Below are 26,527 nucleotides of genomic sequence, written 5' to 3'. Positions count from 1 at the left end.
CCGGGAGAGGGTCGTATGGGTCGCTATGGGCGATCACGGGGCACCTGCGACAGGCATGTGACGAACGCCACATGTTTGGGCCGGGCATCGGAACTCCGCTCACGGTTATGCGGAGTCTCGTATGGGAAGGGCTTGCTGTGGTTCGGCCGCACAGTACCGGCCGACCGGTCCGAGGGGGAGATTCTCCATGCAGGAGCCCGTTGATTCCGTCGACACGTCCGACGAGTTCGACGCGTACGACACCTTTGAGATGTTCCGGGTCGTCTGCCCGGAGTGCGATCAGCCGATCGCCCTGCTGGCGGACGAGGACGCGCTGCCCGAGCACGCGCTGTGCCCGTCGCCGTGGAACCCCTTCACGCTCACGGTCTGTGCCGGCACCGGCCGGTCCGCGGACGAGGCGGTCTCCGCCGACGAGGGCGTCGGGGTCCAGGAGCAGGACACCGCGCTGCTCCTGACGCTCCCCCAGGGCCTCGACTGGCGGAAGCAGCCCTTCTCGCACATCGGCGGCCCGGGCTCGCGGCCCATCCGCGCGGCGCAGCTGCGCCGCGCGGCCTGAGCGGGGCTACTCCTCGCCGGTCCAGTAGCTTCCGCGCACCATCGCCGCCAGGGTGGCGTGGTGCAGGATGAGCCGGTCGGGGTCCGCGGGGACCTCGACCTCGCCGAAGTACGCCTGGCGGTACGCGATCCTCAGCATGACGATCGCGTGCCGCAGTGCCGCGTACAGGGTGTGGAACTCCATCGCGCGCGGGACGTGCCCGGTCAGTTCGGCGTACCGCCGCTCGACCGCCCCGCGGCGCAGGAAGCCGGGCAGGCCCGGCTGACCGAAGCTCACGGTCAGGTCCTGGAAGAAGCGGTGCAGGTAGACGGTCCAGCCGAGGTCGACCTCGCGGGGCGCGCAGGCCGCCATCTCCCAGTCGAGGACGGCCGCGGGGGCGAAGCCGTCGTAGACGATGTTCCCGATGCGGGCGTCGCCCCAGCAGAGCACGGCCGGCCCCTCGTCGTCCGGCCACAGCTCCTCCAGCCGCGCGAAGGCGGCCTCGATGAGCGGCGAGGGCGCGAGCCCCCCCACCACCCAGGCGTAGTAGGCGCGTTGGGCGTCGACGTGGCGGCGGAGCGGGCTCCCCTCGCCCTCGGGGAGAAGGAACTCGGCCTCCTTCGCCGGGAACCGGTCGTGCAGCCGCGCCAGGACCGCCACCGACTCCGCCTCCAGCGCGGCGCGTTGGGCGTCGGTGGCGTCGTGCAGCCAGTTCCCCTCGTACGTGTAGGGCATGACGTCCGGCGGGACGCGCCCCTCGGCGCGGGCCATCACGAAGAAGGGCGCGCCGAGCGGTCCGGGGTCCTCCTCCAGCCAGAGCACGCGCGGGACGGGCACGTCGGTGTGCTCGGCGACCAGGGCCATCACCCGGTGCTGGCGGGCCATGTCGTAGACGGGGAAGACGGTGTACGCGGCGGGGTCGGCGGCCAGCCGCAGGGCGCAGCCGCGGACGGGGGCGTCCGGGTGCTCCAGGTCGAAGAGCAGCGTCTCGCTGGACATGCCGTTGGAGCCGGGGACGGCGAGGCCGGAGACGGTGGCGCCGGGAAGCCTGCGGTCGAGCCAGGCGGTGAGCCGGGCGGCCAGCTCCTCGGGGTCGCGGGTGGTGGTGCGGGGACGGGGTGCCGTGGCCATGCGGGTCTCCTCGGGGGCGGCTCGGCGGGGCGGACGGTTCAGCGGGCCGTGGAGGTGAAGTCGGCGAAGCCGCTGGGGTCGTGGCGGCCGAAGGAACCGTGCTCGAAGATGCCGTGACCGGTGCGCCCGTCGAGAGTGAAGCGGGCGGAGTGGTCGGTGACGCCGTAGCCGGCGAGGGGGTGGGCGGCGGGGTCGGAGAGGTCGTAGACGCGCCGGTCGGTCCAGTCGCGGCCCTGCCAGGTGCCGTGCTGCCAGTCGCCGGCGGGCGGGTAGCCCGCGCCGACGGCGAGCGGGGAGGAGGCGAGGATCTCGACGCCGATCTCCAGGGGGTTGCCGGTGGGGTCGGTGAGGTGGACGACGGCGCTCTCGGGGTGGCGGGTGCCGGGCCGGTAGGCGATCTCGGTGCGGGGCCAGCCGAGCTGGACGTCCCGGCGGCCGTCGCGGACGAGCTGGGCCTGGTTGAGGGTGCGGTAGCCGTCGGCGTCCTCCTGCGCGACGACCATCACGAAGCGGTCGTCGAAGCGCATGGGGATCCAGAGCCAGTGGAAGCCCTCGGGGCGCGCCTCGGCGGCACGGCCGGGCTCCTCGCCGGGGATCGGGCGGACTCCCCAGCTGCGGTCCCTGGTCCCGGTCCACTCCCCCGCCGTGACCTCGAACCGCTCGCCGCCGGCGGTGATCGTCCCCGTGCAGCGGCCTGCCTGGACGAAGCGGCGGCCTTCGAGGGTGAGCCGGCCGCCGGTGCGCTGGAGGTGGTGCGGTTCCCAGAGGGCGGGGAAGTCCCCGGTCCAGGCGAGGTCGAAGGAGAGCCCGTCGGGGTCGGCCGGGTCGGCGGCGCAGCTCAGGGTGAAGCGGCGCAGCGGTTCGTCGACGGTGATGCGCAGCGGGCCGACCTCCAGGCGCATCCGGTCGTCGCCGAGCGCGTCGGAGGCGCGGACGGCGTGCAGCCGGTCGCCGGTGCGCAGGGTCGCGTAGGCGTCGATCACCCCGGTGTTGGGGTAGACGCCCAGCCCGGCGATGAGCAGGGCGCGCCCGGCGTGGTCGAAGACGTGGAAGATGCAGCGGTCGTAGGCGTTCCGGTCGCCGCTGACGTGGTGCTTCATCGAGAGCGGGGCCTGGTGCACGGGGTATTCGTCGAGCGCGACGGGCCGGTCGTCGTCCACGGCTGACCTCCTGGTCGTCGAGAGGGATCTGACGGTACGTCAGGTGTCACGGCGAGGACCAGAGGCGTGCGCGGGACGGAGGGGCGGCTGCTAGGGGTGGCGGGGCAGCCGCGAGGGGTGGCGGGAGAGGGGCAGGGCGGGGCGGGGGCGAAGGAGGGGCGGAGGCGGACGGAAGGGCGGCGGAAGAAGGGCGGATAAGGAACAGATAAGGGATGAGTAGGGGGCGAACTGGCGCCCGAATCCGCCCGGGGGTGACCCGGCGGCCCGGGACGCGTTGGTCCGGGCATGACCACGCTGTACTCCACACCCAGCGGAGTCGGTCGGCATCGGCAGACCGAACCGAGCGGTGAAGAATCGGTTCTTCACTTGATCCCGGAGGCGCCGGGCCCACCCGGCCCCGCCCCCGACGGCGCCGCACCGGGGCCGGCTCCGGCCCCGGCACCGCTTCCCGCGCAGGCCCCGGCTCCGGTGCCGGCTCCGGAGCGGACTCCCCCGCCCGCCCCGCTCCCCGAATCCGCGCCCGTCGTGCCCGCGCCGAGCACGGCCCCGGCGCCCGCGCAGACGTCCGCGCCGGTACCCGTACAGGCGTCCGCGCCGCTTCCCGCGCCCGCTCCCGTGCAGGTCCATCCGGACCCGCCGATCTACCAGGCGCTGTACTCGCTCTGGGCCAGCCAGGGACGCACCCTGCCCGGGCGCCGGGACGCGGAGTGGACGCGGCTCGCCGCGGGCCCGGTCTGGGCCGACCGGACCGTCCGGGTCAGCGGGGTCCTGGTCCGGTAGGCCGACGCGTGACGGCCGGCCGGCGGGTCACATCAGGCCCGCACGGGTGACCAGGACGGCGAGCAGGACGACGAGGGTCCAGCCGAGGACGTGCTCCAGGAGCTCGGGGCCCCGGTCGTCCTCGGGACCGCCCGTGCGGGTGCGCGCGAACAGACGGCCGGCGGGGGTGGTGGTGGCGCTCATGGCCACCACCATGAGGCACCCGGGCGCCCCCGGACCAGAGACGTCGCTCACACCCCCCGCCGGCACCGGGACCGCTCAGAGCACCCCGACGGCCTGAAGCGCCTTGCGCTGCGCGGGAGTCGGCCGGTCGGGGAAGTACAGGTAGCAGACCCCTCCTGTGCCGGACACCACTTTCCCGCTCGCGTTGTACCGCTTGGTCCGCAGCCAGATGTTCTCCCACTCGCGCCTGCGGTAGACCCGGCGGACGGCTTCGTTGGTCGGGGAGGCGGGGTCGTTGGCGATCACGTCGCCGTCGGCGGTGAAGCCGATCACCGTCATCAGGTGGCCGGAGGTGCCGTAGCCGGCGCCGGTCAGCTCCTCCTTGCGGAAGGACTGGGACGTGATGGCCGGGATGCCCGCCCGGATCAGGGTCTCCAGGTCGGTGAGGGAGCGGAGGCGGGTGACGACGGCGTTGAGGTCCGGGTAGGCGGAGGCGTAGGCGGCGTTGAAGGGCCAGTTGCCGCAGCCGGCGTACTGGAAGTCGTAGGTGAAGCGGGCCGCGTGGCAGACCTGCGGGTCCGCGAAGTCGGGATTCACCCAGGCCAGGTCGGCCGGGGACGGGCCCCGGCCCCAGTACTCGACGATCATCTGCGAGGAGGTCGGGCTGCACCACGCCTCGCCGCCGTTGTCGTACTCGGGGTACTGGCCGACGTGGGTGTTCTGCGAGTAGCGCGGGACGGCCAGCTCGCGGGCGAGGCCGGGCGCGGAGGCCGGGACGGTGAAGCGGTCCGGGACGTCCGAGGCCATCGCGCCGACCCGCCAGACCGTGGGGGTGAGGGTGGTGCCGGGGCGGCGGTGGAGGGTGAGCCGGAGGCGGTACGAGGCGAGGCGGAGGCCGCTCGCCGGGTCGTCGACCGCGAAGGTGTCGGTCCAGACGCTGCTCCGCCCGTCGGTCTGGTCGTCGACCGAGGTGCGCTTGATGTCGGTGTCGCCGGAGGCCCAGCGGCCCATCACGAACCACGGGGTGGCGGTGCCGTCGGAGTACGTGCCGGACAGCTCGACCTGGAGCCAGGTGCCGGCCGGGGTGCGGGCGTTCCAGGACGCGATCACCTCGGTGGCCGGCACCTCGGGGGCGTGCGCGGGCGAGGTCCAGCGGGCGTACTCCCAGGTGGAGGTCAGGCCGGTGTGCGGGTCGGTGTAGTCGGTGCGGCCCAGGGGGACGTCCAGGACCAGGCCGGGGCGGTGCCCGGCGACGGCCCGGGTGCCTTCGGCGTCCCCCGTCCGCCAGTCGGTGAAGGTGGACCAGAAGCGGTTGGCGACGGTCGCCGGGGCCCGGAGGGCGGCGTCCGCCCCCGGGCCGGCCGGCGTGAGCGGTCCGGCCGCCGCGGCCGGTGGGGCTCCGGCCGCGGCCGTGCCCGCGGCGGCCGCGAGCGCTGCGGCGAGGACGGTCCGGCGTGAGGCTGATCCGGGCATGGCGAGGACCCCCAGTCGAGGACGGAACGGCGATCGGGCGGGGCGGCGCGGGCCCACTATCCCGGCTCCGCCCGGCCTCCGCCAGCACTTCGGGCCGCGTCGCCGCCACCGTCATGGGTAGAGACCACTGACGGCGGCACCTCGCTGACCTGCGCGGGCGGCGCTCACCTACCCTGGGCCGCATGGACGACCTCGACCGCGCCGCCCGCGCGCTGCGCCGGCTGCCGCCCTCGCTCGGACCGGTCCGGCTGGTCGCCGTCGACGGCCACGCCGGCTCCGGGAAGTCCACGCTCGCCCGCCGGCTCGCCGCCGCGCTCGGCGGCGCGCCCGTCCTGCGGCTCGACGACCTCGCCACCCACGAGGAGCTCTTCGCCTGGACCGGCCGGCTGCGCGCCGGGGTCCTGGATCCGCTGGGGCGCGGCGAGACCGCCCGCTACCGGCCGTACGACTGGAGCCTGCGGCGCTTCGGTCCCGCCCGCACGCTGCCCCCGGCACCCGTGGTGCTGGTGGAGGGGGTGGGGTCCGGGCGGCGGGAGCTGCGGCCGCACCTCGCGTGGCTGCTGTGGATGGAGCGGCCGGCCGCGGCCTCCTGGGAGCGGGGCCGGCACCGGGACGGGCCGGAGCAGGCGGAGTTCTGGGACGGCTGGGTGGTGGCGGAGACTCGCCATTTCGCCGAGGACCCGTCGCGGCCCTTCGCCGACACCCTGGTACGGGAGCGGGGCGAGGGGTACGACTGGCTTCCCGGGCCCGCTGTGACGGCGGGCCCGGACCAGATCATCACCCACCGTGACGGCGTGATGGCGGTGGACTGAGTCCCCGGAATTCCGCTTCCGCAAGTGCCCCGAGGGCGCTTGACCCCGGGGGCTTACAGGTCTTACGTTCTCAATGTGCGGCTTTCGACAGCCGCCGCGGACACGAAGCCCCCGGTTGTTCCCCCGTGATCGGGGGCTTCGTTCTGCCCTCCGCGCCCCTCCCCGGCGCCTCTCCGGCCCCTTCCGGGCCCTCCCCGACCTCCTGCGCTCACCCAGGGTCACCGCTTCCGGATCTTGCGCTTCTCCTTAAGCGCACCACCCCTGCGCAGGTACGATGCCCCCAGGTGCGGTCAAATCCCGTCCATACGCCGACGGTTGTGGGGGACCCGATGGACATCGGCACGCAGGGCGCGCAGGCCCCCGCCGAACTCGCCTGGCTGCGCGGAGTGGACGCCTACACGATGGGCGCCTATCCGCAGGCCGAGGAGGAGTTCCGGGCCGCGGTGCGGATCGATCCCGGCATGGCGGACGGCTGGCTGGGGCTGCACGCGCTCCGGGTGGACACCACCACCGCGCTGCTCCGCATGTACCGCAACCGCGAGCGCTTCGGCGAACAGCGCGCCCGCCACCGCCGCACCCTCAACTCCTGGTACTGGCTGGGCTGGTGGGTGCAGCCGGTGCTCGAAAGCCCGCGCGACCTGCTGCTCGCGCACGCCTCCCACTGGCTCGACGGACGGCACGTGCCGGAGCTGGACCGGGCCCTCGCCGAACTGCCGCCGGTCGACACCGACCCCCAGGTCCGCTTCCTGCACGCCTGCCGCTCCTACCTGGTCAAGGACTGGGAACAGCTCGTCCGGCACACCGAACCGCTCGTCGACGACCCGCTGCTCGGCATCGAGGCCGGCCTCTTCGGCGGCATGGCCCGGGTGCGCCTGGAGATGTACGGGCAGGCCGAGCCGCTGCTGTCGGCCGCCCTGATGCGCTGCCGCAGCGAGCAGCCCCAGCGCAAGGAACTGCGCTACTGGCTCGCCCGCGCCCACGAGGGCACCGGCCGCAGCGCCGCCGCCCTCCCCCTCTACCGCGCGGTGCACCGCGTCGACCCCGCGTTCATGGACACCGCCGCCCGGCTCGCCGCCATCGCCGAGTACGACGGCTTCGACGGGCTCGACGGCATGGACGAGCAGGCCGGGCTCGCCGCCGTCGCCCTCGGCACGCTGGGCACCGGCCCCGGAGCGGACGGCACGGACACCGCCACCGGGCCCGAGGCGGAGCCCGCCGCCCCCGGAGGCGACGGGCTGCGCCGCTCCCCCGACCCGGTGCCGCCCGGCGCGCCGGCCGCGCCCCCGGAGGTCGTACGGCACAGCTCACCGGTTCCCGCGCAGCCCGGGCCGCCGCGCTTCCCCGCCGGGCCGACGGACCCGGTGCTGCTCGCGGAGGCCCTCGCCGAGCTGGAGGGCATGGTCGGGCTCGAACCGGTGAAGCGACAGGTCAAGGCGCTCTCGGCGCAGCTGGAGATGGCCCGGCTGCGGGCCGGGCAGGGCCTGCCGGTGCAGCCGCCGAAGCGTCACTTCGTCTTCTCCGGGCCGTCTGGCACCGGCAAGACGACCGTGGCCCGGATCCTGGGACGGGTCTTCTACGCGCTCGGCCTGCTCGGCGGCGACCACCTGGTGGAGGCCCAACGGGCCGACCTCGTCGGCGAGTTCCTCGGCCAGACGGCGGTGAAGGCGAACGAGCTGATCGACTCGGCGGTCGGCGGGGTGCTCTTCGTCGACGAGGCGTACGCCCTCTCCAACTCCGGTTACAGCAAGGGCGACGCCTACGGCGACGAGGCCCTCCAGGTGCTGCTGAAGCGGGCCGAGGACAACCGGGACCACCTCGTCGTCATCCTGGCCGGCTACCCGGAGGGCATGGACCGGCTGCTCGCCGCCAACCCCGGGCTCTCCTCCCGCTTCACCACCCGGGTCGACTTCCCGTCCTACCGGCCGCTCGAACTGACCGCGATCGGCGAGGTGCTGGCAGCGGCGAACGGGGACGGCTGGGACGAGGAGGCCCTGGACGAGCTGCGCTCGATCAGCGGCCACGTGGTCGAGCAGGGCTGGATCGACGAGCTGGGCAACGGCCGCTTCCTGCGCACCCTGTACGAGAAGTCCTGCGCCTACCGGGACCTGCGGCTCTCCGGCTGTCCCGGCACGCTGACCCGCGAGGACCTGGCCACCCTGCGGCTCGGGGACCTCATGCAGGCGTACGGCGAGGTGCTGTCGGGCCGCGGTCCGGCGGACCGCGGCCCCCAGCAGGAACCGCCGTTCTGACCCGCCGGGGCCTGTCCGACCACGGGCGTCGGAACGGGCCGGGCGGGCCGGACCCGACGGGAAGGGCCGGGCAGGCCCTAGGCCACCGGGGCCGGCGCGGGGTCCAGTCGGTGGGCGGGGTCGCGGACCTCGCCCACCAGCGTCTCCAGGACGTCCTCCAGGGCGACCAGGCCGAGGATCCGGCCGGAGGCGTCGGCGACCTGCGCGAGGTGGGTCGCCGCCCGCCGCATCACGGTGAGGGCGTCGTCCAGCGGCAGTTCCGCACGGAGCGTCGCCATCGGGCGCCACAGCTGCTGCGGCACCCCCCGCTCCCGCTCCTCCAGGTCCAGCACGTCCTTGACGTGCACGAAGCCGAGGAAGACGGCCTGACGGCCCTCGGCGCGGACCGGGAAGCGGGAGTAGCCCGTCCGGACGGTCAGCTCCTCGATCTCGCGCGGGGTGGCCGACGGGGGGACGGTGACCAGCGCGGCGGCCGGGATGAGGACGTCGGTGACCGGGCGGCTGCCCAGCTCCAGGGCGTCCTCCAGGCGCTCCTGCTCGGCCGGGTCGAGGAGTCCGGCCTGGCCGGCGTCCTCGACGAGCCGGCCGAGCTGGGCGCTGGTGAAGACCGCCTCCACCTCGTCCTTGGGCTCGACCTTGAAGGCGCGCAGGACCAGGGCCGAGCAGGCGCCCAGGGCGGCCGTCACGGGCCGGCAGAGCCGGGCGAAGCCGACCAGGGCGGGGGCGAGCCAGAGCGCGGTCCGCTCGGGCGCCGCCATCGCCAGGTTCTTCGGGACCATCTCGCCGATGACGAGGTGGAGGAAGACGACCACGGCCAGGGCGATCACGTAGCCGAGCGGGTGGATGAGACCGGCCGGCACGCCGACGGCGTGGAAGGCCGGTTCGAGGAGGTGGGCGACGGTCGGTTCGGCGACCGCGCCGAGGGTGAGCGAGCAGACGGTGATGCCGAACTGGGCGGCGGCCATCATCCGCGGCAGGTTCTCCAGGCCGTACAGCACCTGCGTGGCGCGGGTCCCGCCGAGCGGCTCGATCTGGCTGCGGCGGACGGAGACGAGCGCGAACTCGGCGCCGACGAAGAAGCCGTTGGCCAGGACGAGGAGGAGGGCGAGGAGGAGTTGCAGGGTGCTCATCGGGCCGCCTCCGCCATCGGCACCGGGGCGGTGCGCACGATCCGGACCCGCTCGGCCCGGAAGCGGTCGACCCGGCGGACCGAGAGCCGCCAGCCGGGCAGTTCGGCCCGGTCGCCGGGGGCCGGGATCCGGCCGAGGAGGTCGGCGACGAGCCCGGCGACGGTCTCGTACGGGCCGTCGGGCACGTCGAGGCCTATCCGGCGCAGCGTGTGGACCCGGCAGGAGCCGTCGGCCTCCCAGGCCGGACGGCCGTCCTCGGCGGGCGCGGCGGCCAGCTCGGGGCGGGCGTCGGCGGCGGTGTCGTGCTCGTCGCGGACCTCGCCGACCAGCTCCTCGACGATGTCCTCCAGGGTGACCACGCCGGCCGTGCCGCCGTACTCGTCGACGACGACGGCGATCGGCTGCTCGCGGCGCAGCCGCTCCAGGAGGGCCTGGACGGGCAGCGACTCGGGGACCAGGAGCGGCGGGACGGCGATCCGCCCGACGGAGGTCCGCGGGCGGGCGTCGGGGGCGACGGCGAGCGCGTCCTTGAGGTGGACCATGCCCACGACCTCGTCGATGCGGTCCCGGTAGACGGGGAAGCGCGAGAGGCCGGTGGCCCGGGTGAGGTTGAGGACGTCGGCCGCGGTGGCGTCCCACTGGAGGGCGCTGACCTTCACGCGCGGGGTCATGACCTGCTCGGCGGTGAGGCCGGCCAGGGACAGGGTCCGTACGAAGAGGTCGGCGGTGTCCTGTTCGAGGGCGCCGGCCCGGGCCGAGTGCCGGGCGAGGGATTCCAGCTCGCCGGGGGTGCGGACCGAGTCCAGCTCCTCGGTGGGCTCGACGCCCAGGGCGCGTACCAGTCCGTTGGCCACCCGGTTGAGCAGGGCGATCACCGGCCGGAAGGCGGCGGAGAAGCGGCGCTGCGGGGCGGCGACGAAGCGGGCGACCTGGAGCGGCCGGGAGACCGCCCAGTTCTTGGGGACCAGCTCGCCGACGACCATCTGCACGGCCGAGGCGAGCAGCATGCCGATCACCACGGCGACGCCGGAGACGGCGCCCGGCGGGAGCCCGGTGGCGGTCAGCGGGGTGCGCAGCAGGCCGGCGAGCGCGGGCTCGGCGAGCATGCCGACGATCAGCGAGGTGAGGGTGATGCCGAGCTGGGTGCCGGAGAGCTGGAAGGACAGCTCGCGCAGCGCCGAGACGACGGTGCGGGCGCGCCGGTCACCGGCGGCCGCGGCCCGCTCGGCCTCCGCGCGCTCGACGGTCACGAGACCGAACTCGGCGGCGACGAAGAAGCCGTTGGCGAGGATCAGGAGGAAGGCTGCCAGCAGGAGCAGCAGGGAGACGATCATGCCGCCGCCTCGTGGGGAGAGGGGGCGGCGCAGGTACTACCGGACGATCCGTCCATTGCCGGAGGGAGTCACTCCTCGGGTCGAAGGGTGGCCTCGCCGACCGCCGGCGGCGGCCCGTACGCGCGAGGCGGTGGTGCGCCCGGCACCACCGCCTCAAGAGTAGTCACGCCCGGGCCCCGCGCGGCAGGGGGGACGCCCCGGATGGGGGACGGACCCGGGTCGTCCCCGAGCCCGCGTCGGGGTGTCAGGCCGTCTCGGCCCCGGTGCCGCGGCTGTCCGCGAGGGCCCGCAGGGCGCGGGCGTCCCTGATGGCGGACTCCTTGGCGATGCCCGGCTGGATGCCGAGGGCCGGCAGGCTGGTGCCGTCGCTGAGGTCGAGGAAGACCCACGGGTCGCCGGGACGCAGGTTGACGCGGAGGATCTCCGCCCAGGCGAGGCGCCGGGTGCGGGTGATGTTGACGACCGTGACGCCCTCGCTGTCGGCGACGACCTTCGGGCGGCTGAGCATCACCAGCACCGCGAGGAAGAGCGCGGCGGTGAAGACGAAGCTGACCCGCTCCCCCGGGCCGAGCCGCTCCAGCATCAGCGCCACCGCGGTGATCGCCGCGAACATGGCGAGGCCCACGGTCAGCAGGACGGCGCGGGTGCGGCCCGGCCGGAAGGTGACCGGGAGGGCGGGCGTGGGCGACTCGGACATCGGGGTTCCTCGGTGCCGTGGGTGGTACGGGGGCCGGGCGCCGTCAGAGGCGGCAGGCGTGGATCGCGGTGGTGAGGATCGCGCGGGCGCCGATCTCGTACAGGTCGTCCATGATCCGCTGCGCCTCCTTGGCGGGGACCATCGCGCGGACGGCGACCCAGCCCTCGTTGTGCAGCGGGGAGACGGTCGGCGACTCCAGGCCCGGGGTGAGGGCGACGGCCTGCTCCAGGTGCTCGGCGCGGCAGTCGTAGTCCATCATCACGTAGCTGCGGGCGACGAGGACGCCCTGGAGGCGCCGCAGGAACTGCTGGACCTGCGGGTGGTCGGTCTCGGCGCCGTGGCGGCGGACGACGATCGCCTCGGACTTCAGGATCGGCTCGCCGATCACCTCCAGGCCGGCGTTGCGCAGGCTGGTGCCGGTCTCGACGACGTCGGCGATGACCTGGGCGACGCCCAGCTGGATCGCGGTCTCGACGGCGCCGTCGAGGTGCACGACGGAGGCGTCGATGCCCTGGTCGGCGAGGTGCTTGGCGACGATGCCCTCGTAGGAGGTGGCGATCGTCATCCCGCCGAAGTCCTCGGGGCCGTTCGCGGTGCCCGGGCGGGTGGCGTAGCGGAAGGTGGAGCGGCCGAAGTTCAGCGCCAGGATCTCCTCGGCGCTGGCGCCGGAGTCGAGGAGCAGGTCACGGCCGGTGATGCCGATGTCCAGCTTCCCGGACGCCACGTAGATGGCGATGTCCTTCGGCCGCAGGTAGAAGAACTCGACCTCGTTGTCGGGGTCGATGACCACCAGTTCCTTGGACTCCTTGCGCTGGCGGTAGCCGGCCTCATGGAGCATGGCCGACGCAGGTCCGGAGAGGGAACCCTTGTTCGGAACGGCGATGCGCAGCATGGGGTGGGCTTCCTTTGCCTGGGAGTGGTGGGAAACGGCGGGGGCGTGCTCAGAGGTGGGCGTAGACGTCGTCGAGGGAGATCCCGCGGGCGACCATCATCACCTGGACGTGGTACAGCAGCTGCGAGATCTCCTCGGCGGCCGCCTCCTTGCCCTCGTACTCGGCGGCCATCCAGACCTCCGCGGCCTCCTCGACGACCTTCTTGCCGATGGCATGGACGCCCTTGTCCACCAGTTCCGCGGTGCGGGAGGTGGCCGGGTCGCCGGTCTCGGCCTTGAGCTTGAGTTCGGCGAAGAGCTCTTCGAAGCTCTTGCGGGTTTCATTCGCCATGATGCTCCTAAGAGTACGGGGTGGGGGACGCGCGCTCAGCGCCAGGGTTCGCTGACCGTGCGCAGCGTGGTGGCGGTGGCGACGGCGGCGGTGACGGCCTCGTGGCCCTTGTCCTCGCGGGAGCCCTCGAGGCCGGCGCGGTCGAGCGCCTGCTCCTCGTCGTCGACGGTGAGGACGCCGAACCCGACGGGTACGCCGGTGTCGATCGAGACCTGGGTGAGGCCGTGGGTGACGCCCTGGCACACGTACTCGAAGTGCGGCGTTCCGCCGCGGATGACGACACCGAGCGCCACGATGGCATCGTAGCCGCGGCCGGCCAGGACCTTCGCCACGACCGGGAGTTCGAAGCTGCCGGGGACGCGGAGCAGGGTGGGTTCGTCGATGCCGAGTTCGGACAGGGCGCGCAGGGCGCCGTCCACGAGACCGTCCATGATCTTCTCGTGCCACTGCGCCGCGATGACCGCGACCCGGAGGTCGCCGCAGTTCTTCACGCTGAGGACGGGTGCGCCCTTGCCGCTCATGTCTCTCCTAGCCGGTTTCGTACGTACGTGGTTACTGGTTGCCGCAGGTGGGGGCCGGGGAGCCGTCCAGCCAGGGCAGGTCGTGGCCCATCCGGTCCCGCTTGGTGCGCAGGTAGCGGAGGTTGTGCTCGCCGGCCGTGACGGGCATCGGCTCGCGGCCCTCGACGGCGAGGCCGTGGCGGGTGAGGGCGTCGATCTTGTCGGGGTTGTTGGTCATCAGGCGGAGGCTGCGGACGCCGAGGTCGGCGAGGATCCGCGCGCCGGCCGCGTAGTCGCGGGCGTCGGCGGGCAGGCCGAGTTCCAGGTTGGCGTCGAGGGTGTCGCGGCCGCGCTCCTGGAGTTCGTACGCGCGCAGCTTGGAGAGCAGCCCGATGCCGCGCCCCTCGTGGCCGCGGAGGTAGACGACGACGCCGCGGCCAGCCTCCTGGATGCGGTCCATGGAGGCCTGGAGCTGGGGGCCGCAGTCGCAGCGCAGCGAGTGGAAGACGTCGCCGGTGAGGCACTCGGAGTGGACCCGGACGAGCACGTCCCGGCCGTCGCCGATCTCCCCGTGGACGAGGGCGACGTGCTCGACGCCGTCGACGGTGGAGCGGTAGCCGTAGGCGGTGAAGTCGCCGTGGGCGGTGGGGAGGTGGACCTCGGCCTCGCGGCGGACGGTCGGCTCGGCGGAGCGGCGGTAGGCGATCAGGTCCTCGATGGAGATGATCGTCAGGCCGTGCTTGCGGGCGAAGGGGATCAGCTCCGGCAGGCGGAGCATCACGCCGTCCTCGCCGGCGATCTCGACGATCGCGCCGGCCGGCCGCAGGCCCGCGAGGCGGGCGAGGTCGACGGCCGCCTCGGTGTGCCCGGGGCGGGCGAGGACGCCGCCCTCGCGGGCGCGCAGCGGGAAGACGTGGCCGGGGCGGACGAAGTCGGAGGGCTCGTGGCGGCCGCTCGCGAGCATCCGGAGGGTGGTGGCGCGGTCGGCGGCGGAGATGCCGGTGGTGACGCCGTGCTCGGGGCCGGCGTCGACGGAGACCGTGAAGGCGGTCCGCATGGACTCGGTGTTGTGCTCGACCATCTGCGGGAGGTGGAGGCGCTCCAGCTCCTGATGCTCCATGGGGGCGCAGATCAGGCCGCGGCACTCGCTCATCATGAAGGCGACGACCTCGGGGGTGGCCTTCTCGGCGGCGATGACGAGGTCGCCCTCGTTCTCGCGGTCCTCGTCGTCGACGACCACGATCGGGCGGCCGGCGGCGATGTCGCGGATCGCCTGCTCGACGGGGTCGAGGGAGAGGTCCTCGGTGTCCCAGACGGACGGGGCGCTGCTCATGCGGGGGCTCCTTCCAGGACGGGGGTGCGGGACCGGAGCCACCAGTCGCGCATGCCCCACAGGACGAGGGCGAAGTAGACGACGTAGACGAGGCCGGAGAAGGCGAGGTCGCTGCTGAAGGCGAGCGGGACGCCGACGAGGTCGACGAGGAGCCAGGCGAACCAGAACTCGACCAGGCCGCGGGCCTGGGCGACCATCGCGACGAGGGTGCCGACGAAGATGTACGCGTCGGCCCACGGGCTCCAGGAGAGCGACGGGAAGAGGGTGAAGAGGCCGCCGACGGCGAGGGTGCCGAGGACGGCGCCGCCCGCGAGCAGGCCGCGCTCCTTCCAGGTGGCGAAGCGGACGGCGATGGAGCCGTCCTGGGCCTGCTGCCGGCCGCGGTTCCACTGCCACCAGCCCCAGGCGGCGACGCCGATGACGAGGAGCTGCTTGCCGACGCCGCCGGCGAGGTCCGCGGAGGCGTAGGCGCCGACCAGGATCAGGCCGGAGAGGAGCTGGGCGGGCCAGGTGAGGATGGAGCGGCGCCAGCCGAGGGCCAGGGCTATCAGGCCGATGGTGTTGCCGATCATGTCCGACCAGATGATGTGCTGGCCGAAGAGGGTGAACGCCTCGGAGTTGAGCCGGTTCACTTGACGTTCTCCCCTGCGTTCGGGCCGAGCAGCCGCTCGACGTACTTGGCGATGACGTCCACTTCGAGGTTGACCGGGGCGCCGGGGCCCTTGTGGCCCAGGGTGGTCAGGGCGAGCGTGGTGGGGATGAGGCTGATGGTGAACCAGTCGTCGCCGACCTCGACCACGGTGAGGCTGACGCCGTCGACGGTGACGGAGCCCTTCTCGACGACGTAGCGGGCGAGGGGGGCCGGGAGGCCGACCCTGACCAGCTCCCAGTGCTCGGAGGGGGTCCGCTCCAGGATCGTGCCGGTGCCGTCCACGTGGCCCTGGACGATGTGGCCGCCGAGGCGGCCGCCGACGGCCATGGGCCGCTCCAGGTTGACCCGGGAGCCGGGCTCCAGGGCGCCGAGGGAGGACCGCTTGAGGGTTTCGGCCATGACGTCGGCGGTGAACTCGCCGTCGGCGGTCTCGACCACGGTCAGGCAGACGCCGTTGACGGCGATCGAGTCGCCGTGGCGGGCGCCCTCGGTGACCAGGGGGCCTCGGAGGCGGAAGCGCGAGGCGTCCGGCAGCTGCTCGACGGCGACGACCTCGCCCAGCTCTTCGACGATTCCGGTGAACACGGTCAGGCTCCCTGGGGGGTGGGGACGGCGGTGATGCGAAGGTCGGATCCGATGCGCGCGGTCTCGGTGACGTCGAGCCGCAACGCGTCGGCGAGGGTGGTGATTCCGGCGTCGGCGAGGGCGTTCGGGCCCGCGCCGAGGAGGACCGGGGCGAGGTAGCCGACGACCTGGTCGACGGCGCCCGCGGCGAGGAAGGAGCCCGCGAGGGTGGGGCCGCCTTCGAGGAGGACGGAGCGGACGCCGCGCGCGTGCAGGGCGTCCAGGAGGGCGGGGACGGAGAGGCCGCCGGCCGCGGCCCTGGGGAGCCGCAGGACGTCGGGGAGCGCGGTCGTCGCGTCCTCGGCGACGGCGATCAGGGTGGGGGCCGCGTCGTCGAGGACGCGGGCGCCGGGCTTCACGGCGTCCGCCTCGGTGTCGACGACGACCCGCAGGGGCTGGACGGCGCCCTCGACGCCGCGGACGGCCAGGTGGGGGTCGTCGGCGCGGGCGGTGCCGGAGCCGACGACGACGGCGTCGGCCTCGGCGCGCAGCCGGTGGACGTCGGCGCGGGACGCGGGGGAGCTGATCCAGCGGGAGGTGCCGTCGGCGGCGGCGATCCGGCCGTCGAGGGTGGCGGCGTACTTCCAGCGGACGAAGGGGCGGCCGGCGCGGACGGAGGTGAGCCAGGCGAGGTTGCCGGCCTCGGCCTCGTCCTCCAGGAGGCCCCGCTCCACCGTGACGCCGGCCGCGCGCAGGGTGTCGGCGCCGCCCGTGGCCCGCGGGTTCGGGTCGGCGACGGCGTACGCGACGCGGGCGACGCCGGCCTCGATCAGGGCCTGGGCGCAGGGGCCGGTGCGGCCCGTGTGGTTGCAGGGTTCGAGGGTGACGTAGGCGGTGCCGCCGCGGGCGAGGACGCCGGCCGCGCGCAGGGCGTGGACCTCGGCGTGGGGGCCTCCGGCGCGCTGGTGCCAGCCCTCGCCGACGACGTGGCCGGAGGCGTCGGTGACGACGCAGCCGACGACGGGGTTGGGGCTGGTGGCGCCGAGTCCGCGGGCGGCGAGCTCCACGGCGCGTCGCATGGCGGTGATGTCGGCCTGCCGGTCCACCGGGTCCTCCTGCCTCTTCGGGCACGGACTCCGGGGCCTGTCGGTGACGACAGAAGAGCGGGTACGCCGCCGCGCGAGGGGGTGCCGGTGGGCCGGAGATCCACGGGTGCGCCGACGACGGATCGCGGCGACCAGCGGACGTACGGCCGGCACGCCCCTGTCGGGGGTCGCCCGCCGCGCACTGCCTCCCATCCGGACTTTCACCGTCGGTCCAGGAATCTCACCTGGTCAACCGGCCGCTGGCTTGCGGACGGGTCGCGGACTATACCGCCGGTTCGGAATTACACCGACCCCGGAGTGCGCTGCTGCTGATACAGGGCCAGTGTGCCACGCCGTGTCAACGGGCATGCACGCGCTCCCTGTGCGATGACTCACACGATCCCACGGAATTCTCCGTTGGTCCAGACCTATTGACGCACTGGTCTAGTCCTCTTAATGTCCGTGTCACCTCCGAGGAACGGCCCGGCGGTGTGCGCACGCCACGGGCCCAACACGTACCACCCCCTTGTTCGTTGCGTGTTTCTCCACCTCCCCAAGGAGGACCAGATCGTGCTGTCCCCCACGACCAAGAGAGCGTCGCTGCTCGCGTCCGGTGCCGCCGTCGCCGGCCTGCTGCTCAGCTCGCTCGCCGGCGGCGTCTCGTACGCCGCCGACAACGAGAGCTGTCGCCCCGACGGCCTGTACAAGACGCCCGGCGTCGACGTCCCCTACTGCTCGGTCTACGACACCGAGGGCCGCGAGAAGATGGGCGCCGACCACCAGCGCCGCGTCATCGGCTACTTCACGGGCTGGCGCACCGGCAAGAACGGCGAGCCCGCGTACCTCGCCAACAACATCCCGTGGGACAAGATCACCCACATCAACTACGCCTTCGGCCACATCGGCGGCGACAACAAGCTCTCGGTCGGCACGGACGGCCCGGACAACGCCGCCACCGGCATGACCTGGCCCGGCGTGGCGGGCGCCGAGATGGACCCGGCCCTCCCCTACAAGGGCCACTTCAACCTGCTGAACAAGTTCAAGAAGCAGCACCCGGACGTGAAGACGCTGATCTCGGTCGGCGGCTGGGCCGAGACCGGCGGCTACTTCGCCGACAACGGCGACCGGGTGAACTCCGGCGGCTTCTACTCGATGGCGACCAACGCCGACGGCTCGGTCAACCAGGCCGGCATCGACACCTTCGCCACCTCGGCGGTCGACTTCATCCGGAAGTACGGCTTCAACGGCGTCGACATCGACTACGAGTACCCGACGACCATGAAGGACGCGGGCAACCCGCTCGACTGGACCCTCGCCAACGCGCGCCGCGCCGGCCTGGTCCAGGGCTACGCGGCCCTCATGAAGTCCCTGCGCGAGAAGCTGGACAGGGCCGGCGCCGCCGACGGCAAGCACTACCTGCTGACCGTCGCCGCCCCGTCCTCCGGCTACCTGCTGCGCGGCATGGAGACCTTCCAGGTCCAGAAGTACCTGGACTACGTCAACATCATGTCGTACGACCTGCACGGCGCCTGGAACGAGTACGTCGGCCCCAACGCCTCGCTCTTCGACGACGGCAAGGACGGCGAGCTCGCCGCCGCCAACGTCTACGGCTCCTCCCAGTACGGCAACATCGGCTACCTCAACACCGACTGGGCCTACCACTACTTCCGCGGCTCCATGCCGGCCGGCCGCATCAACATCGGCCTGCCCTACTACACCCGCGGCCACAAGAACGTGCAGGGCGGCACCGACGGCCTCTGGGGCAAGGCCACCGCGGCCACCTGCCCGGCCGGCGCCGGTCTGACCAAGTGCGGTGACGGTGCCGTCGGCATCGACAACCTGTGGCACGACAAGGACACCGCGGGCAAGGAGTCGCCCGCCGGCTCCAACCCGATGTGGCACGCCAAGAACCTGGAGAAGGGGATCGTCGGCGACTACGTCACGAAGTACGGCTTCCCCGCCAACACCACGCTGACCGGCACCTACGCCCGCAAGTACGACTCGACCCTGGTCGCGCCGTGGCTGTGGAACGCCGAGAAGAAGGTCTTCCTCTCCACCGAGGACGAGCAGTCCGTGGGCGCCAAGGCCGACTACGTGGTCGACCGCGGCATCGGCGGCACCATGGTCTGGGAGATGGCGGGCGACTACGCCTGGAACGCCGCCAAGGGCCAGTACGAGATGGGCTCCACGCTCACCTCGCTGATGTACGACAAGTTCAAGGCCGCCACCCCCTACGGCGCCAAGAAGTCGAACAAGGCGCTGCCGACCCAGGCCGTGAACATCGAGACCGCCTTCACCGAGTTCAAGCTGGGCGACTCGAACTACCCGATCACCCCCAAGGTGAAGATCACCAACCGGACGAACACCACGCTGCCCGGCGGCACGGAGTTCCAGTTCGACTACGGCACCTCGGCCCCGGCCAACGCCTCCGACCAGTCCGGCTTCGGCACCAAGGTCGTCAGCAGCGACCACACGGGCTCCAACGTGGGCGGCCTGAAGGGCGACTTCCACCGGGTCTCGCTGAAGCTCCCGGCCTGGCAGACCCTGGCCCCGGGCGCGACGGTCGAGCTGTCCTTCAACTACTACCTGCCGGTGTCCACCCCCTCCAACTGGACGGTGAACATCAACGGCACCACGTACGCCCTCGCCGGCGACCTGGCGCGCGGCACGACGACCGTGGAGCCGGGCACCGGCACCACGCCGCCGACCACCCCGCCCACCACGCCTCCGACGACCCCGCCGACCACTCCCCCGACCACCCCGCCGACGACGCCGCCCACGGGCTGCACCGCTCCGGCGTACGTGGCCGGCCAGGTCTACAACGCGGGCAACGAGGTCTCCCACAACGGCCACAAGTGGAAGGCCAAGTGGTGGACGCAGAACGAGGCGCCCGGCACCACCGGTGACTGGGGCGTCTGGCAGGACCTCGGCGCCTGCTGATCCCCTCCCGAGAACCCCCGGCGGCGGTCTCACGGCCCTTGGCCGCCGCCGGGCCGCCCCTTCCGCGCCGCGCCCCCCTGTCCGGGGCGCGGCGCGGTCGCGTTCCCGGGGGGCGGCCGGGTTTCCGGGGGGGGGCGGCCCGGTTTCCGGGGGGGCGGTCGCGTTCCCAGCGCGGGCGGTCGTGTTCCCGGGGGCGGGGCGAGCGCGTCCGCCCCCGGTGGGGCCCTTACGGGAAGAGCGCCTCCTGCGCCGCGTCCCGGGCCCGCAGCAGCGCCCCGCGCAGCACCGCCGCGTCGCCCAGGGTGGTGGCGCGGACCTCGGTGCGCAGCGGGGAGAGCGCGGCGAGCTCGGCCTCGACGCGGGCGGCCAGCTCCGGGCCGCCCCGGTGGCCGGTCTCGCCGGCGAGGACCACGCAGCCCGGGTCGAGGACGGCCGCGACCGCCGCCGCGCCGACCGCGAGCCGGCGGGCGAGGGCGTCGAGGAAGGGGGCGTGCCCGGAGGCGAGGGCGTCCGCCGGGTCGAGGCCGTGCCCGGCGGCGAGGGCCTCGACGGCGGCGACGCACGCCAGCTCGTGGAAGCCGCCGTCGCAGCCGGTGGCCGAGGGCAGTCCGGAGGTGCCGGGCACGGGCAGGAAGCCGATCTCGCCGGCGCCGCCCGAGGCGCCCCGGCGCAGCCGTCCGCCGAGGACCACGGCGGCGCCCACGCCCTGGCCGAGCCAGAGCAGGACGAAGTCCTCGCGGCCCAGGGCCGCGCCCTCGCGCAGCTCGGCGACGGCGGCGAGGTTGGTCTCGTTCTCGACCAGCACGTGGGCGGGGAGCCGCTCCTGGAGGACGGCGACGAGCCGGCGGTGCCAGGCGGGCAGGCCGGTGGAGTCGCGCAGCTCCCCGGTGGCGGGGTCGATGAGGCCGGGGGCGCCGACGGCCACGGAGTGCAGCCGCTCGACGCCGGCCTCCCGGGCGGTGCGCTCCAGGAGGGCGACGGCCTTCTCGACGGCGGGTCCGGTCCCGGCGTCCTCGCCGACCGGGGCGGCGGCCTCGGCGAGCGGGGTGCCGAGCAGGTCGGTGACGGTGACGGTGACCGAGCGGGTGCGGACGTCGAGCGCGGCGAGGTGGGCGCGGTCGGCGACCAGGCCGTACAGCTTGGCGTTGGGGCCGCGGCGCTCGGCCCCGGCCTCGCCGACGACGTGCACGAGGCCCGAGCCGCTGAGCCGCTCGACGAGGTCGGCGACGGTGGGCCGGGAGAGCCCGGTGAGGGTCTTGAGCTGGGCTGCCGTCAACGGGCCCTCGTCCTGGAGCAGGCGCAGGGCGAGCCGGTCGTTGATGGCCCGGGCGGTGCTCGGGGATGCGGCCATGCGGTGATCCTCTCAGACGCTTCCCCGCCGTCGTCTCTCCGCGCCACTATTTATCAGGCAGGGTTCCTGATAGTTTACGGGCCGTCATCGGACACGAAATCCACCTACCGAACCCCAGGGGAGGACCCATGGCGGCGGAGACCGTCCTCAGCTCCGAACGACTCCGGCGGGCCCGCTTCGCCGTCGCCGCCGTCTTCTGCGTCCACGGCGCCGTGACCGGCAGCTTCGCGACCCGGATCCCCTGGATCCAGGAGCACGCCGGGGTGAGCGCCGGCCAGCTCGGCCTCGCGCTCGCCTTCCCCGCCCTCGGCGCCTCGCTCGCGATGCCGCTGGCCGGCCGGATCAGCCACCGCCTCGGCGCCCGCGCCGCGCTGCGCGGACTGCTCGCGCTGTGGACGCTCGCGCTCACCCTGCCCTCGCTCGCGCCGAACGTCTGGGGCCTGTGCGCGGCGCTCTTCGTCTACGGCGCCACGGCCGGCATGTCCGACGTGGCGATGAACGCGCTCGGCGTCGAGACCGAGAACCGGCTCGGCCGCTCCATCATGTCCGGACTGCACGGCATGTGGAGCGTGGGCGCGCTGCTCGGCTCGGCGGCCGGCACCGTCGCCGCCCACCTCGGCGGCGACGCCCGGCTCCACCACCTGATCGCCGCGCTCGTCCTCACCGTCCTCGGCCTCGTCTTCTGCCAGGGCGTCCTCGACCCGGCGCCCGCCGAGGAGGAAGAGGCCCCGCCGCGCTTCGCGCTGCCCCCGAAGTCCGCCCTGGTGATCGGCGCGATCGGCTTCTGCGCGGTCTTCGCCGAGGGCGCCAGCCTCGACTGGTCGGCGGTCTACCTCCGCGACGAGCTGGGCGGCTCGGCCGGCCTCGCCGCCGCCTCCACCACCGCCTTCGCGCTGACCATGGCCGTGGCCCGGCTGGTCGGCGACCGGGTCGTGGACCGCTTCGGCGCGGTCCGCACGGTACGGGTCGGGGGCGCGGCCGCCACCCTCGGCGGCGTGCTGGTCGTCGTCGCCCCGAACGCGGCCACGGCGATGGCCGGATTCGGACTGGTGGGCCTCGGGGTCGCGGTCGTCGTCCCGCTCGCCTTCGCCGCCGCCGCGCGCAGCGGACCGAACCCGAGCCAGGCCATCGCGGGCGTCGCCACCATCACGTACACCTCGGGGCTCATCGCCCCGTCCGCGATCGGCGGGATCGCCGACGCCACCTCGCTGGTCTTCTCGTTCGGCCTGGTCACGGCCCTCGCCTTCGGCCTGGTGCTCGGCGCGGGCGTGCTGCGGACCGCCCCGCGGGCCACCACGGCCGCACCGGCGGGGACGGACTCGGCGAAGAGCGCGGGCCCGGTCGGCTGAGCCCGCGCGGGGGCGTGCCGGCGCCCCCGCCCCCGGCCGGTCCCGGCGCATACCATGTGGCTGATCTTCTGCGGCCCCGACGCGGCCGCCGGAACCGGAGAACGGGAGCGACCTCATGAAACTCGGCGTGCGCTGGACCCTGCACGGGGACGGGAGAACGCCCGCCCCCGGGGCCGTCGTCCGCCCCGACGAGCGGCTGTCCTGGCCCCGCACCGCCGGTCTCGGCGCCCAGCACGTGGTGGCGATGTTCGGGGCGAGTTTCGTCGCCCCGGTGCTGATGGGCCTCGACCCGAACCTCGCGATCATGATGTCCGGCATCGCCACCGTCATCTTCCTCCTCGCGACGCGCGGCACGGTCCCCTCGTACCTCGGCTGCTCGCTCTCCTTCGTGGGCGTCGCCGCCGCGATCCGTGCCTCCGGCGGCAGCAGCGCGACCGTGACCGGCGCCGTCCTCGTGGTCGGCGCGGTGCTCTTCCTCGCCGGCCTCGCGGTGCGGAGGTTCGGCGCCCGGATCATCCACGCGGCGATGCCGCCGGTGGTCACCGGCGCCGTCGTCATGCTGATCGGCTTCAACCTGGCGCCGGTCACCGCCTCCACGTACTGGCCGCAGGACCAGTGGACGGCGCTCCTGGTGATGCTCTTCACCGGCCTCGCCGTGGTCTGTCTGCGCGGCTTCTGGTCCCGGATCGCGATCTTCCTCGGCCTGGTCTTCGGCTACGCGCTCTCCTGGGTCCTCGACCTGGTCTTCGGGAAGATCCACTCGATGTCGCCGTCCGGCCAGGTCACCGACCACTGGCGGCTCGACCTCTCCGCCGTCGGCCGGGCCGACTGGATCGGCCTGCCCTCCTTCCACGGCCCCAGCTTCGAGTGGTCCGCGATCCTGGTCGCCCTCCCCGTCGTCATCGCCCTGATCGCCGAGAACGCCGGCCACGTCAAGGCCGTCGGCGAGATGACCGGCGACGACCTCGACGACAAGCTGGGCACCGCGATCGCCGCCGACGGCGCCGCCTCCATGCTGTCCACCGCCGTCGGCGGCCCGCCAAACACCACGTACTCCGAGAACATCGGCGTCATGGCCGCCACCCGGGTCTACTCCACGGCCGCCTACTGGGCCGCCGCCGGCTTCGCGCTCCTCTTCGGCCTCTGCCCCAAGTTCGGCGCGGTCGTCGCCGCCATCCCGGGCGGGGTCCTCGGCGGCATCACCGTCATCCTCTACGGCATGATCGGCCTCCTCGGCGCCCAGATCTGGGTCAACGCCAAGGTCGACCTGCGCAACCCGCTCAACCTGGTCCCGGCCGCCGCCGGCATCATCATCGGCGTCGGCGGCGTGAAGCTGACCTTCACCGACACCTTCGAGCTGGGCGGCATCGCGCTCGGCACGATCGTCGTCATCACCGGCTACCACGTGCTGCGGGCCTTCGCCCCGGCCCACCTGAAGGCCGCGCCGACGGAGCAGGAGCCGCTGCTGGACTCCGGCACCAGCTCGTACGAGAACGGCTCCGGCGACACGGCGAAGAGCTGAGGTATTCGCCCGTTCCGGCGAAGCCGGGCCCGGGAGGCTCCCTCCCGGGCCCGGCGGCTGGGAGTCTGCCCCCATGGCGCAGACCCAGTGGGCGGAAGAGCGGATCGGGCAGTTCGTGGCGGTCGACCCCGTGGTGGACCGGATGCGGTCCCTGCGGGCGGGCTGGCACCCGGCCGACGGGGTCGCCGTCTTCAACCGGGTGTACCTCACCGTCACCGAGGAGATCGGCCACGCGATCGAGGCCGGCGCCTTCGAGGACCGGCGGGCGGCGGCCACCCTGGACGTGCGCTTCGCCGAGCGCTACCTCGCCGCCGTGGACGCCCACGCGGCGGGCCGGCCCGGGCCGGCCTGCTGGCGGCCCCTCTTCCACTACCGCCGCCACCCCGGCGTGACCCCGCTGCAGTTCGCGCTCGCCGGGATCAACGCCCACATCGGGCACGACCTGGCGCTCGCCGTCGTCGACGCCTGCGCCACCCTGGAGTGCGCGCCGGCGGACCTGGAGGACGAGTTCGACCGGGTCGGGGAGGTCCTCGTCCTCCTGGAGGAGCGGATCCGCGAGGAACTGGTGCCGGGCCCGGACCTCCTGGAGATCGCGGACCCGCTCACGCACCTGCTCGGCTGCTGGAGCCTGGACCGGGCCCGCGACGGGGCCTGGCTCGCCGCCCGCTCGCTGTGGCAGCTGCGGGCGCTGCCCGGGATCGCGGGCGAGTTCACCGAGCGGCTCGACCGCTCGGTGGGCCTGGTGGGGCGGATGCTGCTCACGCCCCTGGCCAGGCCCTGACCGCCGTGCGGACTCAGTCCTCCGGCAGCTCGACCGGGGCGATCTCGTCGTAGACGTCGCCCGGGCCCGGGTTGGTGCCGTCGGTCGCGCCGCCGAAGTGGTGCATCACGCCCCACACCGCGTTGAGCGCCGTCTGCACCGCGCCCTCGGCCCAGCCGGCCGTCCACGAGATGTCGTCGCCGGCGAGGAAGATGCCGCGCTTGTCCTCGGGCAGGCGGTCCTGCATGAAGTGGGTGAACAGGCGTCGCTGGTAGCGGTAGTGGCCCGGCAGGTTGGCCTTGAAAGCGCCCATGAAGTAGGGCTCGTTCTCCCAGGAGACCGTCACCGGGTTGCCGATGATGTGCTTCCGAATGTCGACCTTGGGGTAGATCTCGCCGAGCGACTTCAGCATGACCTCCATCCGCTCGTTCGCGGAGAGCGGCAGCCACTTCAGACTGTCGTCGCACCACGTGTACGAGAGGCAGATGACGGCCGGCTTGTCCGGGCCGTCGTCCAGGAGGTACGTGCCGCGGGTCATCCGGTCGGTGAGCGTCATCGACATGACGTCACGCCCGGTCTCCTCGTCCTTGTCCAGCCAGAACGGCCGGTCGACGGGGACGAAGAGCTTCGAGGACTCCATGTAGTGGGTGCGCTCGATCGCCGTCCAGTGGTCGATCGGGAAGAGCGAGTCGTCGCAGGCGATCTTGGAGAGCAGCATCCAGGACTGGGCGGTGAAGATCGCCGCCTGGTAGGTGCGGATGTCGCCGGAGGCGTCGGTGACGGTGATCCGGTTGCCCGCCGTGCGGTTCAGCCGGGTGACGGCCGGCTTGGGCTGCCCGCCCTCGTGCAGCGAGGCCAGCGAGGTGCCCTGCGCCCAGTGGACGATCTTCTCCGGCTCGCGCTCCCACAGGCGCAGCGGCAGCTGCTGCGAGCCGCCGACGATGCCGCGGTGGTGGTCGTCGGCCTCGGTGTAGACGACCCGGAGGATCTCCAGGATGGAGTTGGGGAAGTCGGTGTCCCAGCCGCCGGTGCCGAAGCCGACCTGGCCGAAGATCTCGCGGTGCCGGAAGGACTTGAAGGCCTCGGACTCGCAGAGGAAGCCGTAGAAGGTCTGGTTGTCGAGCTTCTCGACGAGCTTCGCCCAGATCTCGCGGATGCGCGGGACGTCCCGCTCGCGCATCGCTCGGTTCATGTCGGAGAAGTCGGCGCCCTCGTCCAGGCACCTGTTCCACGCGGCGGCGACGTCGCGGTAGACCTGCGGCAGGTCGTCGACGGTCTCGGCGTAGTGCGACTCGCCCTTGAGGTCGACGACGGTCGAGGGGGTGGCCTCGGCCAGCGGGTTCGGGAACGGCGTGGTCTCCAGGCCGACCAGGTCGATGTAGTGCTGGAGCGCGGTGGAGGAGGGCGGGAAGCGCATCGCGCCCATCTCCGCCGTCAGCCCCTCGGTCTCCGGGCCCTCGAAGCCGACCGTGCGCAGCCGTCCGCCGATCTGGTCCGCCTCGTAGACGACGGGCTTGAGGCCCATCTTCATCAGCTCGTACGCGGCGATGATGCCCGACAGGCCGCCGCCGACGACCGCGACCTCGGCGCCGTGCTCGGTCGCGGGTATCTGGCCCAGGCCGGCCGGGTGGGCCAGGAAGTCGTCGTAGGCGTACGGGAAGTCCGGGCCGAACATGGTGATCGGCGGCTGCTGCTCGTCGGCGTGCTCGACGGCGTTGGGCACGGTGGACGTCATGGGGTGCGGACTCCTTGCACGGGGGGTGGGGCGGGAGGTGGAGGGGGCGG

At 73.5% G+C, this 26,527-nt stretch carries 24 protein-coding genes and 1 riboswitch; of the genes, 8 read left to right on the top strand and 16 right to left on the bottom strand.

All coding sequences use genetic code 11. The features are described from left to right. Window positions 1-187: 187 nt before the first annotated feature. Window positions 188-556 (top strand): hypothetical protein, encoded by a 369-nt coding sequence (locus tag ACFW6A_RS14945; protein ID WP_351844335.1) that lies wholly within the window; start codon window positions 188-190, stop codon window positions 554-556. A 6-nt stretch (window positions 557-562) separates the two neighbouring features. Here the strand turns inward: ACFW6A_RS14945 and ACFW6A_RS14940 are convergent, their stop codons facing one another. Then, window positions 563-1,666, bottom strand: a complete 1,104-nt coding sequence (locus ACFW6A_RS14940; RefSeq protein ID WP_386482551.1) for a phosphotransferase family protein — start codon at window positions 1,664-1,666, stop codon at window positions 563-565. 38 nt (window positions 1,667-1,704) lie between these two features. Then, window positions 1,705-2,766, bottom strand: a complete 1,062-nt coding sequence (locus tag ACFW6A_RS14935; RefSeq protein ID WP_386640826.1) for a hypothetical protein — start codon at window positions 2,764-2,766, stop codon at window positions 1,705-1,707. Window positions 2,767-3,441: 675 nt separating this feature from the next. On the opposite strand from ACFW6A_RS14935, the gene ACFW6A_RS14930 reads away from it, so the two are divergent. Further along, entirely contained in the window at window positions 3,442-3,606 is a 165-nt protein-coding gene (locus ACFW6A_RS14930; protein ID WP_351844330.1) for a hypothetical protein, read from the top strand. 27 nt (window positions 3,607-3,633) lie between these two features. Here the strand turns inward: ACFW6A_RS14930 and ACFW6A_RS14925 are convergent, their stop codons facing one another. Both ACFW6A_RS14925 and ACFW6A_RS14920 read right to left on the bottom strand, forming a co-directional pair. After that, window positions 3,634-3,789: an SCO1431 family membrane protein gene (locus tag ACFW6A_RS14925; RefSeq protein WP_351844328.1), complete on the bottom strand. Its 156-nt coding sequence runs from the start codon at window positions 3,787-3,789 to the stop codon at window positions 3,634-3,636. A gap of 75 nt (window positions 3,790-3,864) precedes the next feature. Next, a complete protein-coding gene (locus tag ACFW6A_RS14920; protein WP_386640814.1) occupies window positions 3,865-5,241 on the bottom strand; it encodes a peptidase C39 family protein in 1,377 nt (458 codons plus the stop codon). 182 nt (window positions 5,242-5,423) lie between these two features. Here ACFW6A_RS14920 and ACFW6A_RS14915 point away from each other — a divergent pair, with 182 nt between their 5' ends. Both ACFW6A_RS14915 and ACFW6A_RS14910 read left to right on the top strand, forming a co-directional pair. Beyond that, window positions 5,424-6,053, top strand: a complete 630-nt coding sequence (locus tag ACFW6A_RS14915; protein WP_386640811.1) for a uridine kinase — start codon at window positions 5,424-5,426, stop codon at window positions 6,051-6,053. Window positions 6,054-6,382: 329 nt separating this feature from the next. Next, window positions 6,383-8,302 (top strand): AAA family ATPase, encoded by a 1,920-nt coding sequence (locus tag ACFW6A_RS14910; protein WP_386482823.1) that lies wholly within the window; start codon window positions 6,383-6,385, stop codon window positions 8,300-8,302. Between the two features lie 77 nt (window positions 8,303-8,379). Here ACFW6A_RS14910 and ACFW6A_RS14905 read toward each other — a convergent pair whose 3' ends face one another. The 10 genes from ACFW6A_RS14905 to ribD all read right to left on the bottom strand — a co-directional run bounded on the left by ACFW6A_RS14905 (window position 8,380) and on the right by ribD (window position 16,841). Next, the gene (locus ACFW6A_RS14905) at window positions 8,380-9,432 is read right to left on the bottom strand and encodes a hemolysin family protein (RefSeq protein ID WP_386482820.1); all 1,053 of its coding nucleotides are present in this window, start codon (window positions 9,430-9,432) and stop codon (window positions 8,380-8,382) included. Next, window positions 9,429-10,766: a hemolysin family protein gene (locus ACFW6A_RS14900; protein ID WP_386482817.1), complete on the bottom strand. Its 1,338-nt coding sequence runs from the start codon at window positions 10,764-10,766 to the stop codon at window positions 9,429-9,431. Before ACFW6A_RS14900 ends, ACFW6A_RS14905 begins: the two co-directional genes overlap by 4 nt. Before the next feature lie 244 nt (window positions 10,767-11,010). Further along, on the bottom strand, window positions 11,011-11,463 hold the full coding sequence (locus ACFW6A_RS14895; RefSeq protein WP_351844316.1) for a PH domain-containing protein: 453 nt from the start codon (window positions 11,461-11,463) through the stop codon (window positions 11,011-11,013). Window positions 11,464-11,506: 43 nt separating this feature from the next. After that, the gene (gene hisG, locus ACFW6A_RS14890; protein WP_351844314.1) at window positions 11,507-12,355 is read right to left on the bottom strand and encodes an ATP phosphoribosyltransferase; all 849 of its coding nucleotides are present in this window, start codon (window positions 12,353-12,355) and stop codon (window positions 11,507-11,509) included. A gap of 49 nt (window positions 12,356-12,404) precedes the next feature. Beyond that, complete coding sequence (locus tag ACFW6A_RS14885; RefSeq protein WP_309049467.1) at window positions 12,405-12,686, bottom strand: phosphoribosyl-ATP diphosphatase; 282 nt, start codon at window positions 12,684-12,686, stop codon at window positions 12,405-12,407. Between the two features lie 35 nt (window positions 12,687-12,721). After that, window positions 12,722-13,207 (bottom strand): 6,7-dimethyl-8-ribityllumazine synthase, encoded by a 486-nt coding sequence (gene ribH, locus ACFW6A_RS14880; RefSeq protein ID WP_351844311.1) that lies wholly within the window; start codon window positions 13,205-13,207, stop codon window positions 12,722-12,724. Window positions 13,208-13,238: 31 nt separating this feature from the next. Further along, the gene (locus tag ACFW6A_RS14875; RefSeq protein WP_351844309.1) at window positions 13,239-14,519 is read right to left on the bottom strand and encodes a bifunctional 3,4-dihydroxy-2-butanone-4-phosphate synthase/GTP cyclohydrolase II; all 1,281 of its coding nucleotides are present in this window, start codon (window positions 14,517-14,519) and stop codon (window positions 13,239-13,241) included. Then, the gene (locus ACFW6A_RS14870) at window positions 14,516-15,091 is read right to left on the bottom strand and encodes a nicotinamide mononucleotide transporter family protein (protein ID WP_351844422.1); all 576 of its coding nucleotides are present in this window, start codon (window positions 15,089-15,091) and stop codon (window positions 14,516-14,518) included. Before ACFW6A_RS14870 ends, ACFW6A_RS14875 begins: the two co-directional genes overlap by 4 nt. A 56-nt stretch (window positions 15,092-15,147) precedes the next feature. Beyond that, on the bottom strand, window positions 15,148-15,756 hold the full coding sequence (locus tag ACFW6A_RS14865; protein WP_351844307.1) for a riboflavin synthase: 609 nt from the start codon (window positions 15,754-15,756) through the stop codon (window positions 15,148-15,150). Between the two features lie 2 nt (window positions 15,757-15,758). After that, window positions 15,759-16,841 carry a bifunctional diaminohydroxyphosphoribosylaminopyrimidine deaminase/5-amino-6-(5-phosphoribosylamino)uracil reductase RibD gene (ribD, locus tag ACFW6A_RS14860; RefSeq protein ID WP_351844305.1) on the bottom strand — a complete coding sequence of 361 codons (1,083 nt, stop codon included), beginning with the start codon at window positions 16,839-16,841 and terminating at the stop codon, window positions 15,759-15,761. Window positions 16,842-17,015: 174 nt separating this feature from the next. Continuing rightward, window positions 17,016-17,146, bottom strand: a riboswitch (FMN riboswitch). Window positions 17,147-17,390: 244 nt separating this feature from the next. Between ribD and ACFW6A_RS14855 the strand changes: the two genes are divergently transcribed. Next, window positions 17,391-19,760, top strand: a complete 2,370-nt coding sequence (locus tag ACFW6A_RS14855) for a chitinase C-terminal domain-containing protein (protein ID WP_351844303.1) — start codon at window positions 17,391-17,393, stop codon at window positions 19,758-19,760. Between the two features lie 226 nt (window positions 19,761-19,986). On the opposite strand, the gene ACFW6A_RS14850 is transcribed toward ACFW6A_RS14855, so the two are convergent. Beyond that, window positions 19,987-21,111, bottom strand: coding sequence for an ROK family transcriptional regulator (locus ACFW6A_RS14850; RefSeq protein WP_386479884.1), 1,125 nt, complete (start codon window positions 21,109-21,111; stop codon window positions 19,987-19,989). A 128-nt stretch (window positions 21,112-21,239) separates the two neighbouring features. Here ACFW6A_RS14850 and ACFW6A_RS14845 point away from each other — a divergent pair, with 128 nt between their 5' ends. The 3 genes from ACFW6A_RS14845 (at window position 21,240) to ACFW6A_RS14835 (ending at window position 24,763) form a co-directional block, all read left to right on the top strand. Beyond that, window positions 21,240-22,460 carry an MFS transporter gene (locus ACFW6A_RS14845; protein ID WP_351844299.1) on the top strand — a complete coding sequence of 407 codons (1,221 nt, stop codon included), beginning with the start codon at window positions 21,240-21,242 and terminating at the stop codon, window positions 22,458-22,460. Between the two features lie 115 nt (window positions 22,461-22,575). Next, the gene (locus ACFW6A_RS14840) at window positions 22,576-23,982 is read left to right on the top strand and encodes a solute carrier family 23 protein (protein ID WP_351844297.1); all 1,407 of its coding nucleotides are present in this window, start codon (window positions 22,576-22,578) and stop codon (window positions 23,980-23,982) included. Between the two features lie 73 nt (window positions 23,983-24,055). After that, a complete protein-coding gene (locus tag ACFW6A_RS14835) occupies window positions 24,056-24,763 on the top strand; it encodes a DUF5995 family protein (RefSeq protein ID WP_351844295.1) in 708 nt (235 codons plus the stop codon). A gap of 13 nt (window positions 24,764-24,776) precedes the next feature. On the opposite strand, the gene ACFW6A_RS14830 is transcribed toward ACFW6A_RS14835, so the two are convergent. Beyond that, window positions 24,777-26,477 (bottom strand): NAD(P)/FAD-dependent oxidoreductase, encoded by a 1,701-nt coding sequence (locus ACFW6A_RS14830; RefSeq protein ID WP_351844293.1) that lies wholly within the window; start codon window positions 26,475-26,477, stop codon window positions 24,777-24,779. Window positions 26,478-26,527: the final 50 nt, after the last annotated feature.

It is taken from the genome of Streptomyces sp. NPDC058758 (genome assembly GCF_042746075.1).
In the GTDB taxonomy this organism is placed as follows: Bacteria; Actinomycetota; Actinomycetes; order Streptomycetales; family Streptomycetaceae; genus Streptomyces.
This window is presented reverse-complemented; position numbering and strand designations above follow the sequence as displayed.

Excerpts from the sequence above, each read along its gene's own strand:
- ribH (WP_351844311.1), bottom strand. The coding sequence starts at position 13,207 with ATGAGCGGCAAGGGCGCACCCGTCCTCAGCGTGAAGAACTGCGGCGAC.
- ACFW6A_RS14920 (WP_386640814.1), bottom strand. The coding sequence starts at position 5,241 with ATGCCCGGATCAGCCTCACGCCGGACCGTCCTCGCCGCAGCGCTCGCG.
- ACFW6A_RS14870 (WP_351844422.1), bottom strand. The coding sequence starts at position 15,091 with ATGATCGGCAACACCATCGGCCTGATAGCCCTGGCCCTCGGCTGGCGC.
- ACFW6A_RS14915 (WP_386640811.1), top strand. The coding sequence starts at position 5,424 with ATGGACGACCTCGACCGCGCCGCCCGCGCGCTGCGCCGGCTGCCGCCC.
- ACFW6A_RS14840 (WP_351844297.1), top strand. The coding sequence starts at position 22,576 with ATGAAACTCGGCGTGCGCTGGACCCTGCACGGGGACGGGAGAACGCCC.
- ACFW6A_RS14905 (WP_386482820.1), bottom strand. The coding sequence starts at position 9,432 with ATGAGCACCCTGCAACTCCTCCTCGCCCTCCTCCTCGTCCTGGCCAAC.
- ACFW6A_RS14935 (WP_386640826.1), bottom strand. The coding sequence starts at position 2,766 with ATGAAGCACCACGTCAGCGGCGACCGGAACGCCTACGACCGCTGCATC.
- ACFW6A_RS14900 (WP_386482817.1), bottom strand. The coding sequence starts at position 10,766 with ATGATCGTCTCCCTGCTGCTCCTGCTGGCAGCCTTCCTCCTGATCCTC.
- hisG (WP_351844314.1), bottom strand. The coding sequence starts at position 12,355 with ATGCTGCGCATCGCCGTTCCGAACAAGGGTTCCCTCTCCGGACCTGCG.
- ACFW6A_RS14910 (WP_386482823.1), top strand. The coding sequence starts at position 6,383 with ATGGACATCGGCACGCAGGGCGCGCAGGCCCCCGCCGAACTCGCCTGG.
- ACFW6A_RS14940 (WP_386482551.1), bottom strand. The coding sequence starts at position 1,666 with ATGGCCACGGCACCCCGTCCCCGCACCACCACCCGCGACCCCGAGGAG.
- ACFW6A_RS14885 (WP_309049467.1), bottom strand. The coding sequence starts at position 12,686 with ATGGCGAATGAAACCCGCAAGAGCTTCGAAGAGCTCTTCGCCGAACTC.
- ACFW6A_RS14850 (WP_386479884.1), bottom strand. The coding sequence starts at position 21,111 with ATGGCCGCATCCCCGAGCACCGCCCGGGCCATCAACGACCGGCTCGCC.
- ACFW6A_RS14845 (WP_351844299.1), top strand. The coding sequence starts at position 21,240 with ATGGCGGCGGAGACCGTCCTCAGCTCCGAACGACTCCGGCGGGCCCGC.
- ACFW6A_RS14925 (WP_351844328.1), bottom strand. The coding sequence starts at position 3,789 with ATGAGCGCCACCACCACCCCCGCCGGCCGTCTGTTCGCGCGCACCCGC.
- ACFW6A_RS14830 (WP_351844293.1), bottom strand. The coding sequence starts at position 26,477 with ATGACGTCCACCGTGCCCAACGCCGTCGAGCACGCCGACGAGCAGCAG.
- ACFW6A_RS14875 (WP_351844309.1), bottom strand. The coding sequence starts at position 14,519 with ATGAGCAGCGCCCCGTCCGTCTGGGACACCGAGGACCTCTCCCTCGAC.
- ACFW6A_RS14835 (WP_351844295.1), top strand. The coding sequence starts at position 24,056 with ATGGCGCAGACCCAGTGGGCGGAAGAGCGGATCGGGCAGTTCGTGGCG.
- ACFW6A_RS14895 (WP_351844316.1), bottom strand. The coding sequence starts at position 11,463 with ATGTCCGAGTCGCCCACGCCCGCCCTCCCGGTCACCTTCCGGCCGGGC.
- ACFW6A_RS14945 (WP_351844335.1), top strand. The coding sequence starts at position 188 with ATGCAGGAGCCCGTTGATTCCGTCGACACGTCCGACGAGTTCGACGCG.